Origin of the sequence: Paracoccus sp. UBA5162, from assembly GCF_002413585.1 — a bacterium.
Lineage (GTDB): Bacteria > Pseudomonadota > Alphaproteobacteria > Rhodobacterales > Rhodobacteraceae > Paracoccus.
In genome coordinates, this window is record NZ_DHXG01000079.1 from 32,950 (window position 1) to 48,122 (window position 15,173).

General features: G+C 62.1%; 19 protein-coding genes. 9 read left to right on the forward strand and 10 right to left on the reverse strand.

What is annotated here, in order from left to right; genetic code table 11:
• Nucleotides 1-5: 5 nt before the first annotated feature.
• Nucleotides 6-1,343 carry a FliI/YscN family ATPase gene (locus B4A72_RS13245; RefSeq protein WP_292953114.1) on the reverse strand — a complete coding sequence of 446 codons (1,338 nt, stop codon included), beginning with the start codon at nt 1,341-1,343 and terminating at the stop codon, nt 6-8.
• Nucleotides 1,344-1,441: 98 nt separating this feature from the next.
• Between B4A72_RS13245 and B4A72_RS13250 the strand changes: the two genes are divergently transcribed.
• The 9 genes from B4A72_RS13250 to B4A72_RS13290 are packed head-to-tail and all read left to right on the forward strand — an operon-like array spanning nt 1,442 to nt 6,059.
• Nucleotides 1,442-1,828, forward strand: a complete 387-nt coding sequence (locus B4A72_RS13250) for a FlgB family protein (RefSeq protein ID WP_292953117.1) — start codon at nt 1,442-1,444, stop codon at nt 1,826-1,828.
• Between the two features lie 11 nt (nt 1,829-1,839).
• Complete coding sequence (flgC, locus tag B4A72_RS13255) at nt 1,840-2,232, forward strand: flagellar basal body rod protein FlgC (protein WP_292953120.1); 393 nt, start codon at nt 1,840-1,842, stop codon at nt 2,230-2,232.
• 11 nt (nt 2,233-2,243) lie between these two features.
• A complete protein-coding gene (locus tag B4A72_RS13260) occupies nt 2,244-2,528 on the forward strand; it encodes a flagellar hook-basal body complex protein FliE (protein WP_292953123.1) in 285 nt (94 codons plus the stop codon).
• A gap of 3 nt (nt 2,529-2,531) precedes the next feature.
• Nucleotides 2,532-2,798: a flagellar biosynthetic protein FliQ gene (locus B4A72_RS13265; RefSeq protein ID WP_292953126.1), complete on the forward strand. Its 267-nt coding sequence runs from the start codon at nt 2,532-2,534 to the stop codon at nt 2,796-2,798.
• Between the two features lie 3 nt (nt 2,799-2,801).
• Nucleotides 2,802-3,518, forward strand: coding sequence for a flagellar hook-basal body complex protein (locus B4A72_RS13270; RefSeq protein ID WP_292953129.1), 717 nt, complete (start codon nt 2,802-2,804; stop codon nt 3,516-3,518).
• A gap of 11 nt (nt 3,519-3,529) precedes the next feature.
• The gene (gene flgG / locus B4A72_RS13275; RefSeq protein ID WP_292953132.1) at nt 3,530-4,315 is read left to right on the forward strand and encodes a flagellar basal-body rod protein FlgG; all 786 of its coding nucleotides are present in this window, start codon (nt 3,530-3,532) and stop codon (nt 4,313-4,315) included.
• Nucleotides 4,315-4,731 (forward strand): flagellar basal body P-ring formation chaperone FlgA, encoded by a 417-nt coding sequence (flgA, locus tag B4A72_RS13280; RefSeq protein ID WP_292953135.1) that lies wholly within the window; start codon nt 4,315-4,317, stop codon nt 4,729-4,731. Before flgG ends, flgA begins: the two co-directional genes overlap by 1 nt.
• 26 nt (nt 4,732-4,757) lie before the next feature.
• Nucleotides 4,758-5,483, forward strand: coding sequence for a flagellar basal body L-ring protein FlgH (gene flgH, locus B4A72_RS13285; RefSeq protein ID WP_292953138.1), 726 nt, complete (start codon nt 4,758-4,760; stop codon nt 5,481-5,483).
• 9 nt (nt 5,484-5,492) lie between these two features.
• Complete coding sequence (locus B4A72_RS13290) at nt 5,493-6,059, forward strand: hypothetical protein (protein ID WP_292953141.1); 567 nt, start codon at nt 5,493-5,495, stop codon at nt 6,057-6,059.
• A gap of 23 nt (nt 6,060-6,082) precedes the next feature.
• Here the strand turns inward: B4A72_RS13290 and rfbA are convergent, their stop codons facing one another.
• The 9 genes from rfbA to B4A72_RS13335 all read right to left on the reverse strand — a co-directional run.
• Nucleotides 6,083-6,964, reverse strand: a complete 882-nt coding sequence (rfbA, locus tag B4A72_RS13295) for a glucose-1-phosphate thymidylyltransferase RfbA (protein ID WP_292953144.1) — start codon at nt 6,962-6,964, stop codon at nt 6,083-6,085.
• Complete coding sequence (gene rfbD, locus B4A72_RS13300) at nt 6,961-7,818, reverse strand: dTDP-4-dehydrorhamnose reductase (RefSeq protein WP_292953147.1); 858 nt, start codon at nt 7,816-7,818, stop codon at nt 6,961-6,963. Before rfbD ends, rfbA begins: the two co-directional genes overlap by 4 nt.
• Entirely contained in the window at nt 7,815-8,855 is a 1,041-nt protein-coding gene (gene rfbB, locus B4A72_RS13305; protein WP_292953150.1) for a dTDP-glucose 4,6-dehydratase, read from the reverse strand. The genes rfbD and rfbB overlap by 4 nt, the downstream gene beginning before the upstream one ends.
• The gene (rfbC, locus tag B4A72_RS13310; RefSeq protein ID WP_292953153.1) at nt 8,852-9,412 is read right to left on the reverse strand and encodes a dTDP-4-dehydrorhamnose 3,5-epimerase; all 561 of its coding nucleotides are present in this window, start codon (nt 9,410-9,412) and stop codon (nt 8,852-8,854) included. The genes rfbB and rfbC overlap by 4 nt, the downstream gene beginning before the upstream one ends.
• Nucleotides 9,413-9,532: 120 nt before the next feature.
• Complete coding sequence (locus B4A72_RS13315; protein ID WP_292953156.1) at nt 9,533-10,603, reverse strand: flagellar basal body P-ring protein FlgI; 1,071 nt, start codon at nt 10,601-10,603, stop codon at nt 9,533-9,535.
• Nucleotides 10,604-10,635: 32 nt separating this feature from the next.
• A complete protein-coding gene (locus B4A72_RS13320) occupies nt 10,636-11,553 on the reverse strand; it encodes a flagellin (RefSeq protein WP_292953159.1) in 918 nt (305 codons plus the stop codon).
• Between the two features lie 98 nt (nt 11,554-11,651).
• Entirely contained in the window at nt 11,652-13,079 is a 1,428-nt protein-coding gene (gene flgK, locus B4A72_RS13325; protein ID WP_292978795.1) for a flagellar hook-associated protein FlgK, read from the reverse strand.
• Nucleotides 13,080-13,143: 64 nt separating this feature from the next.
• Nucleotides 13,144-14,460 carry a flagellar hook protein FlgE gene (locus B4A72_RS13330; protein WP_292953165.1) on the reverse strand — a complete coding sequence of 439 codons (1,317 nt, stop codon included), beginning with the start codon at nt 14,458-14,460 and terminating at the stop codon, nt 13,144-13,146.
• Nucleotides 14,461-14,547: 87 nt separating this feature from the next.
• Nucleotides 14,548-15,173, reverse strand: a 626-nt coding sequence (locus B4A72_RS13335; protein WP_292978797.1) for an OmpA/MotB family protein, incomplete at its 5' end; no start/stop codon positions are given.

Consider the following 15,173-nt stretch of genomic DNA (forward strand, 5'->3'; position numbering starts at 1 on the left):
TTCCTTCATCCCGCCCGTCTTGCCGGACGGGCGGCCTGTGGCAGGCGCAGAGCCTCGGACAGGCGCTCGAAGCTCTGCGCGATGCTGTTTCCCGACAAGGCCACGAAATCATCGAGTTGCGGATAAAGCCTGACCGCCTCATCCAGTCGCGGATCCGACCCCGGCGCATAGAGGCCCGCGCGAATCATCAGTTCTGATTCCGCATAAGCGCCCATCGCCCCGCGCGCCTTGGCGATCATCGCGTTTTCCTCGGGCGTGGCTGCGTCGGGCAAGGACCGCGATACCGACCGGACCACATCCACTGCCGGGAATCTTCCGCGCTCGGCGATTGCGCGGTCCAGCACCACGTGACCATCCAGCGTTCCGCGCAGGATGTCGGCCACCGGTTCTTCCATATCGGACCCGGCGACCAAGACGCTGAAAATGCCGGTGATATCGCCGCTGCCGTCGAGGCCGGGGCCGGCGCGTTCGGCCAAAGCCATGATCAGGTTCGACACCGAGGGTGGAAAGCCGCGATAGCTTGGCGGCTCGCCCGCAGCCAGGGCGATCTCGCGATGGGCCTCGGCAAAACGGGTGATCGAATCGGCCAGAAGCAGGACATGGCGGCCCTGGTCGCGAAAATGTTCGGCAACCGCCATCGCGGCCCAGGCACAGCGCCTGCGAATCAGTGGCGAGCGATCCGAAGTCGCCGTCACGATCACGGCCCGCTTCATCCCTTCGGTGCCGAGTGTTTTTTCAACAAATTCGCGCAGTTCCCGTCCCCGTTCGCCGATCATGGCGATCACCACGACATCGGCTTCTACCCCACGTGCAAGATTCGAAAGCAGGGTGGACTTGCCCACGCCCGACCCCGCGAAAAGCCCGATCCGCTGGCCGGCGACCAAGGGCAGCAGCGTGTCGAAGACCGCCAGCCCGGTCGCCAGGCGCGCACCCAGCCGCTTGCGGCCGACCGCGGGCGGCGCCTCGCAGCGGAACGGCCGCGGCTGAAGCCCCTTGGGCAGCGGCCTGTTGTCCAGCGGCCGACCCAGAGGGTCGATGATTCGCCCGATCCACGAATCGCAGGGCGCGATGGTCGGCGCGAACAGCAGCTCGACCTCGGCCCCGACCGAAAGGCCGTCGGCATTGCCTTCGGGCAGCACGTCGCAAACATCCGGTGCAAGACCGACGATCTCTCCGGCGACACAACCTTTCTGAAGCGAAATCAATACCCTGTCTCCGACCGAGGCATGGCCGTTCAATCCCTCGACGGAAATCAGCCCGGCGCGCATCTGCTGCACCTGCCCATAATACTGCGCCGGACGCAGATTCCGGATTCGGGCGACGATCGATTCAATCTTATCCATTTCGCGGCTTTCTCCGTCAGCGGCAATTCCTGCCTGTGAAACGGTTTCTAAACCAATTGGGGTTAAGACCGGGTTATCGCCGAATGAGGAGAAGCCTCATGTTTGATAACATCGAGATGATGCGAATGGCCCGCGCCATGGGTCAGAATGCCGCCCAGCGGCAGACACTTGTGGCACGCAATGTCGCGAATGCCGACACCCCGGGATACAAGGCCCAGGATCTGGAGCCCTTCGAGGAAGGATATCGGCGCACAGGCTTCGCCACGATGCGCACGACGGATCCGCGCCATATGGCCACGCCCGAGTGGTCGCCGGCCGCGATGCGCGCCTTCTCCAAGACAAGCGGAACCTCACCCAACGGCAATTCGGTCTCGCTGGAGGACGAGATGGTGAAAGCGGCCGAACTGAAGCGCGATCACGATCTGTCGCTGGGAATCTACCGTTCCGCCCTGAACCTGATGCGCACCAGCATCGGCCGCCGCTGAAGGAAAAACCCATGTCCGACCCCGTCTCGCCCCTGCAGCTTTCGGCCTCGGGAATGCGCGCGCAAAGCGAACGCCTGCGCCGCACCGCGGAAAACATCGCCAATACCGATACGCCCGGCTATCGCCGAAAGCTGGTCGCCTTCGAAGAGGCCGTCCGTTTCGGCCGCCCGACCGGAGAGGTTCAGACCTCGCGAACGCTGTTGGACCAGTCCGAACTGCCGCAGATCTATGATCCGTCAAACCCGCTTGCGGACCAGGACGGTTATTACCTCGGATCGAACGTCGATCTGGTCATCGAGATCGCCGATTCCCGCGAAGCCGGCCGCAGCTACGAGGCCAATCTGAAGATGTTCGAACAGAGCCGACAGATGGGCTCTTCGTTGCTTGAACTTCTTCGCCGCTGAAAGGATATTCCATGATCAACAGCCTGAACGCCGCCAATGCCTATTCCGCCGCCCGCAGCGCCGTGGCGCCTGGACAATCGTCACCGGCGATCGAGAAAATCTCTCAGGCGGCCGAGGATTTCGCCCTCCAGATGTCGCAGGTCGACGCCGCCTCGACCGGCGCCATGACCGGCTCGGTCGAGACCCAGCAGCTTGTCCAGACCATCGCCGAGTCCGAACTGGCGATGGAAACGGTCGTCGCCATTCGCGACAAGGTCGTCGAGGCCTATCAGGAAATCCTGCGGATGCCGGTCTGAGCCATGGGCGAAACTCTGCTTTTCGACATGATGCGCCAGGCGCTGCTGATCGCGGTGCGGATTTCTGCCCCGATGCTGGGTGTCGCGCTGGTCGCGGGCGTCGTCATCGGCCTGTTCCAGGCCCTGACCTCGGTGCAGGAACTGACGCTGACCTTCGTGCCCAAGGTCGGGCTGATGCTGATCGTCTTCTGGGTCACGATGAGCTTCATGACCACCGCGCTGTCCGATTTCTATCTCGGCCAGATCATCCCCCTGATCGCCGGAGGCTGATCCATGGAAAATGCCATCTACGCCTCTTTGACCCGGCAATCGGGCCTGATGAAGGAAATGCGCGTGGTCGCGAACAACATCGCCAATGCGAACACGACCGGATATCGCCGCGAAGGGGTGATCTTCGCCGAGAATCTGTCTGCGCTGGACCGCAATGGCGATACGCTTTCGATGGCGGATGCGCGCGGCCGGATGCTGGACCTGAAGCAGGGCGTGCTGACGCAAACGAATGGCAACCTGGATCTCGCCATCGAGGGCGATGGCTTTTTCATGGTCGAAACCCCCGACGGGCCGCGCCTGACCCGCGCCGGCGCCTTCCTGCCATCGGCTGAAGGCGAATTGATGACGGCCGACGGCAACCGGCTGCTGGACGAGGGCCAGGCGCCGATCATCCTGCCCGCCGGTGCGGGAAAGGTCGCCGTCGGCGCCGATGGCACGATGTCCGCGAATGGTGCGCCCTTTGCCCGGATCGGCGTGTTCGATGCGCCGGAAGGTTCCGACCTGACCCGTCAGGGCGGAACCCTCTTTGCACTGGATGGCGATGCCGAGCCTGTCGAGGCACCGCGCATCCAGCAAGGGTTTCTCGAGGAATCCAACGTCGATCCGGTGTTCGAGATTTCCCGCATGATCGAAGTCCAGCGCGCCTACGAGCTGGGCCAGTCCTTTCTGGATCGCGAGGACCAGCGGATCCGTAACGCGATCTCTGCCATGACACGCTGAGAGGAAACAGCATGAGAGCCCTGCAAATCGCCGCAACCGGCATGAGCGCGCAGCAGACGCGGGTCGAGGTCATCTCGAACAATCTCGCGAACATGTCCACCACCGGCTACAATGCCCGGCGCGCCGAATTCGCGGATCTGCAATATCAGCAGGCCACCCGCCCCGGCACCGTCACCGCCGCCGATGGCACCGTTATCCCGGCCGGCGTACAACTGGGCCTGGGCGTCCGCCCCACCGCCGTCAGCATCAACCTGCAGCAAGGTTCGCTGACCCAGACCGGCGGCGATCTGGACCTGGCGATCGACGGTGACGGCTATCTGGAGGTGACGCTTCCCTCCGGGATCTCGGGATATACACGCGATGGCGGACTGAAAAGGTCACCCGAAGGCCAGATCGTGACCTCGGATGGTTACCCCGTGGTGCCGGAAATCACCATTCCCGATGATGCCCGATCAATCTCGATCAACGCCGCGGGAGAGGTCTATGCCTATTTCAACGATCGCGTCGAGCCGGAATTGCTGGGGCAACTGACGCTTGCCGGCTTCGCCAATGAAAAGGGGCTGGAGGCGATCGGGTCGAACCTGTTCCTCGAAACCGCGGCCTCTGGCGCGGCCGGCGTTGCCAATCCCGGTCAGCAGGGTCTGGGCACCTTGCGGCAGGGCTATCTGGAAGACAGTTCGGTCGACGCGGTTCGCGAGATCACCGAACTGATCCAGGCACAGCGTGGATACGAATTGAACGCCAAGGTCATCACCGCCGCCGACCAGATGCTCGGCGCCACGACGCAGGTGCGGTGATGCGGGCGCTTGCAACAATCGCGGCGCTGCTGGTCGCCCTGCCTGCCTCGGCCGGCGGATTGGCGGCGGCGCGCACCCTGCCCGCGGGCACCATCATCACCGCCGCCGATCTCAGGGCCATCGACAGCAAACGGCCCGGTCTGGACGATCCGTCGCAGGCCATCGGGTTGCAGACCCGCATCACGATATACGAGGGCCGTCCCATCCAGGCGACGTTGCTGCAAGCCCCGAAGCTGGTCGGGCGCAACCAGATCGTGCGCCTGTCATTCCGTCGCGGCGCCTTGCGGATCGATGCCCAGGGCCGGACGCTGTCGGACGGTGCGGCGGGCGACGTGATCCGGGTGATGAACCTCGATTCACGTTCCATCATCAATGCTCTCGTCGAAGAAGACGGCAGCCTCACGACGCTGAACTGACGCGGCGCAGAAGCCAAGGAATTCCGATGAAACCGATCCACCTGCTTTGCCTTGCCCTTGCATTGGGTGCCTGTTCCCGCGCCGCCAATATCGGCCGGCCGCCGCAACTGACCTCACCCCGCGAAGGCGAGGAATTCATCGCCATGACCAATCCGCCGCTGGAAATTCCGGTCGATTCTGGCCGACCGGAGGCTGCGGCATCGCTGTGGGCCGGGACCACATCCTCTCTGATCACCGACCGGCGTGCGGCGACGCGCGGCGACATCCTGACGGTGGTGATCCAGATCGACGATCGCGCAGAGATCAGCAATTCGTCGGGCCGTTCGCGCGCGGCGGGCGACAAGATGTCGATGCCGCAGATGGCCGGCATTCCGCAGCGGCTGGCCAACAAGCTGCCGGACGGCGCCAGCTTCGACAATCTGGCCGACGCGAAATCATCTTCGACCTACAAGGGCAGCGGCAATATCTCGCGTCGCGACAAGCTGACCTTGCGGGTCGCGGCGACGGTCACCGACCGGCTGCCCAATGGAACCCTTCAGATCGAGGGCACCCAAGAGGTCCGGGTGAACTACGAATTGCGCGAACTGACGGTCAGCGGGTTCGTGCGGCCTGGCGACATCGACCGCAACAACGAGATCGCCTATGACCGCATCGCCGGTGCGCGCATTTCCTATGGCGGTCGGGGGCAGATCACGGATGTGCAGCAACCCCGCTATGGCCAGCAGATCGCTGATATCCTTCTGCCCTATTGAGGACCGCCGATGAAGAAGATCCTGACATTCCTGCTGCCGCTTGCCGCGCTTGGCGGCGGCATCGCCGGCGGCGAGATCCTGCGCCCTTCGACCGAAAGCGGGAATACCGAAATCGCCTCGTCGACGGAGGGCAAGCAGCAACCCGCCGATGACGCTCGGGCCGATCAGGCAGGCGGCGAAAAAGACGCGAAGGCCGATGCCAGCGCGTCCTCGGGCTATGGAGATTCCGGTGGGAACGACGAGAAGACCGAAGGTCGTGGCTGGTTCACCTTCCCTTCGCAATTCTTCGTGCCGCTGATGCGAAACGGCGACATGGGCGCGATGATGATCGTGACCCTGACCATCGAAACCGATGCCGCACAACTGGAAAAGGTGCAGAAGCAGGAATCCCGGCTGCGCGACGCCTTGCTGCGTCAGTTGATGATCCAGGCCAATACCGGCGGTTTCGACGGCAATTTCACGACCGAACCGTCACAGCGCGTTCTGCGCGAAGAATTGCTCAAGGCCGCCCGCGCCGCGACGGACCTGCAGATCGACGCCGTCCTGATCGAGGATATCGCACGGCAGACCAGTTGAGCGGCAAGACACCGGCACCAATGTCAGTCGCGATCTCCCAGCAGCGCGCGAAGATACCGCCCGTAGGAATTCTTCGAGAATTTCTCGGCACGCGCGCTCAGCTGATCGGCGCTGATCCATCCGGCCTCGAAGGCAATTTCTTCCGGGCATCCGGTCTGAAGACCCTGCCGATTTTCCAGCGTGCGCACGAAATTTCCCGCATCCAGCAAGCTTGCATGGGTTCCCGTATCCAGCCAGGCGAAGCCGCGCCCCATCTTTTCGACGGTCAGCGCGCCTTCCTGAAGGTAGCTTTCCAGCAATGTCGTGATCTCAAGCTCGCCCCGTGCGGAAGGTCGCACCTTTGCCGCACGCCGTGACGCGCTGCCGTCGAGGAAATACAGCCCAGTCACCGCGAAATTCGAAGGCGGTCTTTCAGGCTTTTCGATGATCGCCCGCGCGCGGCCTGCCGCATCGAAATCCACCACGCCATAGCGTTCCGGGTCGGCGACACGGTAACCGAAAACGGTCCCGCCGTCGGATCGCATATGGGCCGATTGCAGCAACACCGGCAACCCATGCCCGAAGAAGATGTTGTCGCCCAACACCATCGCCGAGGGTGCACCGGCCAGAAAATTCTCGGCCAGAAGATATGCCTGGGCCAACCCGTCGGGCGAGGGTTGCGCGATCCATTCGAAACGCAGTCCCCATTGGCTGCCATCACCCAGCAGTCGCTGAAACTGGGTCTGGTCCTCCGGCGTGGTGATGATCGCGATCTCACGGATTCCGGACAGCATGAGAACGCTGATCGGATAATAGATCATCGGCTTGTCATAGAGCGGCAGAAGCTGCTTCGACACGCCCATCGTGATCGGATAGAGCCGGGTGCCCGATCCGCCTGCCAGCACAATGCCCTTGCGCGTGGTCATGCTGTCTCCTTCAACTGACGCAGCACATCTTGCAGACCAACGCGCCAATCCGGGCGTGAAATTCCGAAATCCCGCTCGATCTTGCGGCAGTTCAGTCTGGAATTCAAAGGGCGCCGGGCGGGCGTCGGGTAATCCGCCGTCGCGATATCGCGCACCTCGCAGGTGAGGCCGGCATGTGAAAAGATCTCGCGCGCGAAATCCGCCCAGGACACGTCGGGGGTTCCGGCAAAGTGATAGATGCCGCGCGTTGTTTCTGCAGTCAGCATCCGACTTGCCATGTGCAGCAGGGCTTGAGCAATATCCCTCGCGGGGGTCGGTCCACCCGACTGGTCCGCGACGATGGACAGAATCTCCCTTTCCGCGCCGAGGCGCAGCATGGTCTTCACGAAATTGCTGCCATGCGCCGAAAAGACCCATGACGTCCTCAGGACGGCCCATCGCCCACCCGTATCGGCGATGGCCTGTTCGCCGGCCAGCTTGCTGGCGCCGTATTGCCCCAGTGCTCTGGTCGGATCATCCTCGGACCACGCCGTCAGGCTTGAACCGTCGAAGACATAGTCGGTCGAGACATGCAAAAAGGGAATGCCCAACGCTTTCGCCGCTCGCGCCATCTCGGCCGGCGCTTCGGCATTGATCTTCCAGGCAAGGTCGCGCTCCGTCTCGGCGCGGTCGACGGCGGTATAGGCGGCTGCGTTCACGATGACGCTGGGTGCGATTGTCCCGATCACCTTGGCGCAGCGCTCCGGCCTTGACAGATCCGCGTGCTGCCGGCCGAGGAAAATCGCCTCTGGAGCCAGGCCACGCAATTCCCGCGCCAGTTGTCCGTTCAGACCGAAGACCAGCAAACCCTTCACCGACCGGTCCCCAACCGCTTCCCGACGCCGTCCCGCCCCAGCAAGGGCTGCCACCACGCGGGATTGTCCAGATACCACCGGACGGTCCGGCGCAGCCCCTCCTCTATGGTCACCGAGGGACGCCATCCCAATTCGCTGCGAATGCGTGTGGGATCGATGGCATAACGGCGATCATGCCCCGGCCGGTCAGGCACGAAGGTGACAAGCCGCCCATGAGGCCCATTTTCGGGCTTCAAGACATCCATCTGCGCGCAGATCATCCGTACCAGTTCCAGATTGGTCGCCTCGTTTTCTCCGCCGATATTGTAGCTGCGTCCCGTCCGGCCCTTTTCCAGCACCAGCAGCAAGGCATCGGCATGGTCCTCGACATAGAGCCAATCGCGGATGTTTCCGCCATCGCCGTAGACGGGTATGCTTTGTCCTGCAAGTGCCCTGAGAATGACGACCGGAACCAGCTTTTCGGGAAAATGAAAAGGCCCGTAGTTGTTCGAACAATTCGTGAGAACGACCGGCAGGCCATAGGTCTCGTGCCATGCCCTTGCCAGATGATCGGAGCCTGCCTTGCTTGCCGAATAGGGACTGCGCGGATCATAGGGCGTGTCCTCGATGAATTGTCCTTCATTGCCGAGACTGCCGAAAACCTCGTCGGTCGAGATGTGATGGAAGCGGAAGTGATCCGGCCGCCCTCGGGCGACCCAATAGGCCCTTGCCGACTCCAGCAGATTGAAAGTTCCCAGAATATTCGTCTCGATGAAGGCCGCAGGTCCGTCGATCGAACGATCGACATGACTTTCAGCCGCGAGGTGCATGATCGCCTCTGGACGGTGGCGGGCGATCACGCGATCAAGCGCCGCCCGGTCGCGAATGTCCGCCTTTTCGAAAAAATAGCGCGGATTTCCCGCGACACTCGCAACATTTGCCGGATTCGCAGCATAGGTAAGCGCATCGAGGTTCACGACCTGGTGCCCGCGTTCGATAGCCCGCCTCACAACGGCTGAGCCGATGAAACCGGCGCCGCCGGTGACAAGAATCCTCATCCCGGTTCCCCGAGCGCAAATGGACTCGTCCAGTCGCCGAAGGCAGGGGCTGCGGCATCCTTTTGCGACAGAACGGGATCCGCCACACTCCAATCGATCCCCAGGCTGTCCCAGCGGACGACACCGTCGCTGGCACGATCATAATAATCAGTACATTTGTAGACGATTTCGGTTTCGGGTTCGCGCGTCACGAAACCATGCAGAAAGCCCGCCGGGATCCAGATCTGCCGGCCGTTTGCAAAGGAAAGCTCGACCCCGATCCAGCGCCCGAAATCCGGGCTGCCTTGCCGGGCATCCACGGCGACGTCGAAAAGCCGTCCGCGACCGCAACGGACAAGTTTTCCCTGCGCATGTGGTGGCGCCTGATAGTGAAGCCCGCGCAGTGTTCCGGCATGCGAAGACAGGGAATGATTGTCCTGAACGAATTCGGGAAGATCGATACCTGCCTCGAGCAGCGACTTTCTGCTCCAGCTTTCAGAGAAGAACCCCCTGTCGTCACCATGCCGGATCGGGGTGATGATCAGCACGCCATCCAAGTCGGTCTTCTCGATATACATGCTGATGCCATCAATCGCTTTCCCGCGGATCCAACCTCAAAACAGCTGGAACTTCAACCGCGGAGAGGGCCTGATCCGACCTGCCGCTTCCGACTTCGCCGATTCGCCTTCATCCGGACCTCATTCGACGATCAGATCGGCATGAAGCGCCCCTGCGGCATGGATCGATTTCAGAATATCGATCATGTCGCGTGGCCTGACGCCCAGTGAATTCAGCCCTTCGACAAGATCGCTCAGCGACGTTTCGCCCGCAACCTCGGCAAAGCCGATGCCCGGCTCCTCGCGAATTTCTGACGATGTTCGCGGAACAGTCACGGTTTCCCCCTGGGCAAAGGGATTTGGCTGGGAGACGACCGGGGCTTCGCTGACCCTGAGGGTCAGGTTGCCTTGCGAAACGGCAACGCGCGAAATGCGCACCTTTTCCCCCATGACGATTGTTCCGGCCTTCGGATCGATCACTACCTTCGCGCGATCCTCGGGTTCGACGGTCAGATTCTCGATCCGACCCAATACCCGGGCGGGGTTTACCTCGCCAAGGTTGCGAAACTCCACGATCACCGTGCCGCTGTCCTGAGTCGTCGCGATGCGAAGCTTGAAGTCGCGGTTGATCACGTCCTCTACGCGGGTGGCCGTGGTGAAATCGGCATTCCTCAGGGCGATGCGGATATTCTGGATCTCCGCAAAATCGAACTGAACCTCGCGTTCCACACGCGCGCCAACCGGTATGGCACCGGCTGTCGGCACGCCCTGGACGACGCGCGACGCCTGGCCGGAAACCGAAACGCCACCCGCAATGATCGAGCCTTGCGCCACGGCGTAGATTTCTCCATCGGCAGCCTTAAGCGGGGTCATGACCAACGTGCCCCCAAGCAGGCTTTTCGCATCGCCTATGGTAGAGACGCTGACATCGATGCGACTGCCCGACCGCGCGAAGGGTGGTAAGGTCGCTGTCACGACGACGGCGGCGACGTTCTTCGATCGCAGTGCTTCGTCGGTGACATTTACCCCCAACCGCTCCAGGAGGCCGGCAAGCATTTCCTCGGTGAAAGGTGCATTGCGAAAACCGTCGCCGGTGCCGTCCAGGCCCACGACCAAGCCATAGCCGACCAGATCGTTCCCGCGAACTCCGTCGAAATCAGCCAGATCCTTGATGCGAACCGGGGCTGCCCCTGCGATCAGGGGCACCAGCATGACAAGCGAACAGACAAATGATATCAGTCGTTTCACAGGAAATCCACCAATCTGAGTTTTGACAGCCTCGCAGTCACCGCATAGAGCGTTTGAAGCTGGCTCTGGGCCTCGGTGATTGCCGCAGCGGTCTGATAGGGATCGGCCTGTCTGATCTGGTTGCGGGCGCTGGTCAGCGTAGCCTCGACCGCTGAAGTCTCGCTCTGCGCACGCTCGACCAATTGCTGGTTCAATCCGATTCTCGCCATTTCTGACAGCAGAGAATCGCGATTGGAAACGATCGCGGTGGTCGCGTTTTGCAACAATGCGCTTCTTTCCGCGTGATCACCCGCCAGGACACCACGATCCAGAAGCGCCGCGGTTGCCAAACCCTTCAACTGGTCGCGCAGGGCCGGAGACAGCACCGTGGTCCGCAGCACGATGCTGCTATCTTCCGCAATCGCGATGTTCTGCGCTTCGTCCACGCTTCCGGAATAGGCCAAGTCGGAAAAACCCCCTGCACCCGGCGCCGCATCAAACCAGGCTGCAACGGCAGCAGTCACATCGCCTGCGGTATTCAACCCCGAAACAACCGTCTCAAGTTGGTCCAGAATCTGTCCGGCCGCCATCAGCGGCGGCTGATCGGTATTCGTACCCGCGAAGAAATAGCGTCCAGCCACGGCCCCGTTGAAACGCGCAACGGTCGATTCGAAAACGCCGGCCGCGTCAGCCGCATGAGCAGCGAGGGTCGTGACGGTCGCATTGCCGGCATCGGACAAAAGCGCCGACGACAAGGCAACCGACATGTCGTTCGTGGAAACCAGCGCGTCCTGCATCCCTTGGGTCAGTGATGCCGCTTCCCTCGCGTTCCGGCTGTATTGCGCCGCCATCGACAATCGCGATTCGATGTCGTTCAGAACGCGCGTATTCCCGCCCAAACGGCCGGACAAATCCTTGACCTCGCCGCTGGACAATTCATCGCTGAGCGTCGCAAGCGTTGTCTTGATCCGGTTCGAGGCGGCCTGCAACGCAAAGGCGCGTGCCTGATCACCCAAAGAATTCACGTTCATGGTCAAAGCCTCAGAATTTGGTCCATCATCTCGTTGATTGCCTGGATCACGCGGGCGTTCGCCGCATAGGCCTGTTCGTATTCCAAGAGGCGCTGCATTTCCGCGTCGCTGTCCACGCCATCGGCCATCAAGCGCGAGGAAATCGTTTCAGCACGGGAATTGCGGACCGCAGCGTCTGCTTCCGCATTTACTCGGCGCGTGGCGACCCGCGATTCGACACTGGCGAGCCGCGCCGCGAAACTGGCATTGCCGTCGAAGCCGCTGCCCGCAAGCGGTGCGCCGACCGCCTCAAGCGCGTTGGCGAGCGCGTTGAGATAGGTTGAATCCCCCACGGCGGAACTGGAAACAGCGCCCGCGCCAGAGCGGATGCGCCACAATGCGCCACCGCTTTCCGGCCTGACCGAATCGTTCAACTGCAGCCGGGCGGCAAGTCCGGCGACCGATGCCACGTCCGCTCGCGATCCTGCATCGGTAAAAAGGCCGGGATCAGTCGCCGTGATGGAAGGATCCACGGATGGATCCGCCAGTCGCTCGTGCAATTCGAAGGCCAGAGCGTCCAGCTCTTGCTGAAGCTGAGGCGCCAGATCGTCGCGGATGGCGAAATTCGCCGACAGCGAACCACCGGCGAAAGGGCGCATCTGGCTGGCTGACAATTCCTGACCATTCTCGAACAGTCGCGTGACCGAGCCACTTCCAACCACGCTGTCAGCGGTCAGTTCGCCTGAATCTGTAAAGGAGAGCTCGGTCGGTGTGGTTCCGTCCAGCAGGACCGCCCCTTCAATGGTAAACAATGCGATCTTGCCCGCCTCGCGCGCGACTTCCTGAATCGGCACGATCTTCGAGATTTGGTCGACGACCAAGGCCCTTTCGTCAATCAGAGACAAGGGGTCGGAGCCGTTCGATTCCAGGATCGAAATGCGCCGGTTCAGATATGCGACCCGCTCGAGAGAGGCGCTCAGGGTCGCGACATCTGCGGCGATAGCCTGGTCGGCCATCTGGCGCGACTTCTGAACCTGGTTTGAAGCGGCGTTCAAACCCTTCGTAAGACGATCCGCCGCGATGACGACCTGGCCCAGCCGAATCTCATCATCGGGACGAGCGGACGCCGATTGCAGTGCCGTGCGGAAATCGCCCAGCAGGGTCGCCAAAGCGCCGGTTTCACCCGGCAGGCCGACCAGCTTTTCCATCGCGGACTGGAAATTCAAGCGAATCCCGGCCTCGGCGCTGGCCGATCCGGCAAGGCGCGACTCGGCGACAAGGCTGGCATTGACGACGCGGGTCACACCGTCCAGGCGGACACCACCGCCATTGCCGCCCAGGGTCTGAACGGAAACGGCAAGCTCGCGCCTAGCATATCCGGGCGTCATCGCGTTCGCCATGTTGGCGGCGACCGTTTCGGTCCCGCGTGCCGTCGCCGTCAGCCCCGACATCGCGTTCGAAAGCGCCCTTGCGATACTCATCTCCGGTCTCCTTGGCCAGATGCCGCCTTCCGGGTCAGCGTTTGATATTCGTGGTTTCCTGCAGCATCTCGTCCACGGTCTGAATGATCTTCGCGTTCGACGAATAGGCCCGCTGGGTCGAGATCAGATAGGTCAGTTCTTCGGCCACATCCGTCGTCGAAGCCTCGCGCGCATAGCCCTGGACCGATCCGCTCGGCCCATCGCCGGCATCCCACAGGAAGAAATTACCCGAGGTCGGAGAAATCTTGAACGCCTGGCCGTCGAGTGAAATGAGCCCATTGGGGTTGGGAACATCGACCACGGGCACCTGATAGAGAGTGCGGACGAAGCCGGTATCATAGGTCGCCTTGAGATAACCGTCCTGATCGACCTCGACAGTCGTCAATTGTCCGACCGGAGATCCGTTCTTCGTGATATTGGTCGGTGAGAAGCTGGCCGAGAGCTGGCGCAAGCCGGTCGTGCCGCCGGGCGTCCCGATGAACACGTCCATCGGACCACCTGCCACCGTCAGTCCCAGATTGCCGGTGGCCGCGTCGTAGGCGCCGCCACTCAGCGTGGTGACACTGCGAATGCTGCCGCCATCCGACATGCTGTCGTCGAATTCGATCCGGTAGCTGCCCACCACGTTCGCCGTCGGATCGAGGGCGGAATCGCGGACCTCGACGGTCCAGATATTCGACATGCCGGTCGGATCGGTCGTGTCCGGGGTAAAGGTGAAATCGAGTGATTCCGAGGTTCCCAGATTGCCGAAATATTCGACCTTCAGGCTCATCGGATCACCCGGTGCGGTCGGCTCGGTCTCGGTCGCCGGCAGATTGACACCAAGGCTGACGCGCGTCGTCGGGTCGCCCGACGTCTGGTTGGCAGAGATCTGCACCGGCTGCAGACCCTGCATCGTGTCGCGCGACATCAGCGGCACGGTACCATCCGCCTGCGCCGGCCAGCCCATCAGGACAAGGCCGGATTCGGTCCTCAACACGCCCTCCGAATCGGTTCGGAACGAGCCTGTCCGGGTCATCATGAAGGGCAGTTCGTCAAAGCCGTTGTCCATGTCGACCGCCGAGGTCACGGGCAACATTCCGCGCCCGCTGATGGCGATATCAAGAGGATGGGACGTGGTGACGAGCGCGCCGTCTTCATCGATGATCCGCTGCGTGCTGGCCCGAACACCGCCCGCCGAGTAAAGCCCGGCCGTGCGGTTCTGCTGCAGGACGAAAGCGTTGAAGTCCGTTTCCATCCGCTTGTAGCCGTAGGTTCCGGAATTGGCGATATTGTCCGAAATGGTCGCCAGACGGGTCGAATTCGCCGACAGACCGGCAACGCCGGCATTCATCGCGGATGACATGGACATGAAGTGACCTTTCGTCGAGTACAGGTTTGACAGGCACCTTGCGGCACGGGCCTTAAGATTCGCCTAATCGCGGCAGGCCAAAATCGTCTATCTCAGTAAAATCAGCTCGATCCGGTTGTTGACCGGGTCCATCGGATTGGCCGAGCGGTTCTTGCGATCGGCATATCCCGTCACACGCTGGATCCGCTGCGGATCCAGCCGCCCGCGTTCCAGCAGGTTGCGAACCGCATGAGCCCTGGCATCCGACAGCGCCCAGACAGGCGAAGTCACCAGCATTTCGGGATAGGCACGCACATGACCGGCTATTGCGATCTGGTTGCGGACCTGGCCCAGAACGCGGGCAATGATCCGGGCCAGTTCTTCAAGTGCGGGTTGCGGCTGTGCGGTGTCATCCATGAAAAGCGGCTGCTCGGTCAGGTCAGACAATTCGATCACCAGCCCTTCATCGGTCATCCGGGTCACGACATGCCGCAGCAGATTCGTCATCTGCATCGATTCGGCGCCTGTTCCGGACAGTTGATTCTGGATCCGGCGCGAGATGTCGTCGAATTCCGCGGCCTTTTCACTGTCGGGCAGGTCCTGCACGACGGCAGAGCGCATGCCTGCCTCGACCCCGTCTCCGGACGCGCCCGGAGTGCGCACAAGGGTCGGGTTGAAATATTCCGCCAGGCCGGTCCGCTGCTTTTCCGTGGTGGCGTTCAGCAACCACATCA

What these genes read in the sequence shown, in the direction of transcription:
- B4A72_RS13245 (WP_292953114.1), bottom strand. Translation starts at nt 1,343, where the DNA reads ATGGATAAGATTGAATCGATCGTCGCCCGAATCCGGAATCTGCGTCCG.
- B4A72_RS13250 (WP_292953117.1), top strand. Translation starts at nt 1,442, where the DNA reads ATGTTTGATAACATCGAGATGATGCGAATGGCCCGCGCCATGGGTCAG.
- flgC (WP_292953120.1), top strand. Translation starts at nt 1,840, where the DNA reads ATGTCCGACCCCGTCTCGCCCCTGCAGCTTTCGGCCTCGGGAATGCGC.
- B4A72_RS13260 (WP_292953123.1), top strand. Translation starts at nt 2,244, where the DNA reads ATGATCAACAGCCTGAACGCCGCCAATGCCTATTCCGCCGCCCGCAGC.
- B4A72_RS13265 (WP_292953126.1), top strand. Translation starts at nt 2,532, where the DNA reads ATGGGCGAAACTCTGCTTTTCGACATGATGCGCCAGGCGCTGCTGATC.
- B4A72_RS13270 (WP_292953129.1), top strand. Translation starts at nt 2,802, where the DNA reads ATGGAAAATGCCATCTACGCCTCTTTGACCCGGCAATCGGGCCTGATG.
- flgG (WP_292953132.1), top strand. Translation starts at nt 3,530, where the DNA reads ATGAGAGCCCTGCAAATCGCCGCAACCGGCATGAGCGCGCAGCAGACG.
- flgA (WP_292953135.1), top strand. Translation starts at nt 4,315, where the DNA reads ATGCGGGCGCTTGCAACAATCGCGGCGCTGCTGGTCGCCCTGCCTGCC.
- flgH (WP_292953138.1), top strand. Translation starts at nt 4,758, where the DNA reads ATGAAACCGATCCACCTGCTTTGCCTTGCCCTTGCATTGGGTGCCTGT.
- B4A72_RS13290 (WP_292953141.1), top strand. Translation starts at nt 5,493, where the DNA reads ATGAAGAAGATCCTGACATTCCTGCTGCCGCTTGCCGCGCTTGGCGGC.
- rfbA (WP_292953144.1), bottom strand. Translation starts at nt 6,964, where the DNA reads ATGACCACGCGCAAGGGCATTGTGCTGGCAGGCGGATCGGGCACCCGG.
- rfbB (WP_292953150.1), bottom strand. Translation starts at nt 8,855, where the DNA reads ATGAGGATTCTTGTCACCGGCGGCGCCGGTTTCATCGGCTCAGCCGTT.
- rfbC (WP_292953153.1), bottom strand. Translation starts at nt 9,412, where the DNA reads ATGTATATCGAGAAGACCGACTTGGATGGCGTGCTGATCATCACCCCG.
- B4A72_RS13315 (WP_292953156.1), bottom strand. Translation starts at nt 10,603, where the DNA reads ATGCTGGTGCCCCTGATCGCAGGGGCAGCCCCGGTTCGCATCAAGGAT.
- flgK (WP_292978795.1), bottom strand. Translation starts at nt 13,079, where the DNA reads ATGTCGGGGCTGACGGCGACGGCACGCGGGACCGAAACGGTCGCCGCC.
- B4A72_RS13330 (WP_292953165.1), bottom strand. Translation starts at nt 14,460, where the DNA reads ATGTCCATGTCATCCGCGATGAATGCCGGCGTTGCCGGTCTGTCGGCG.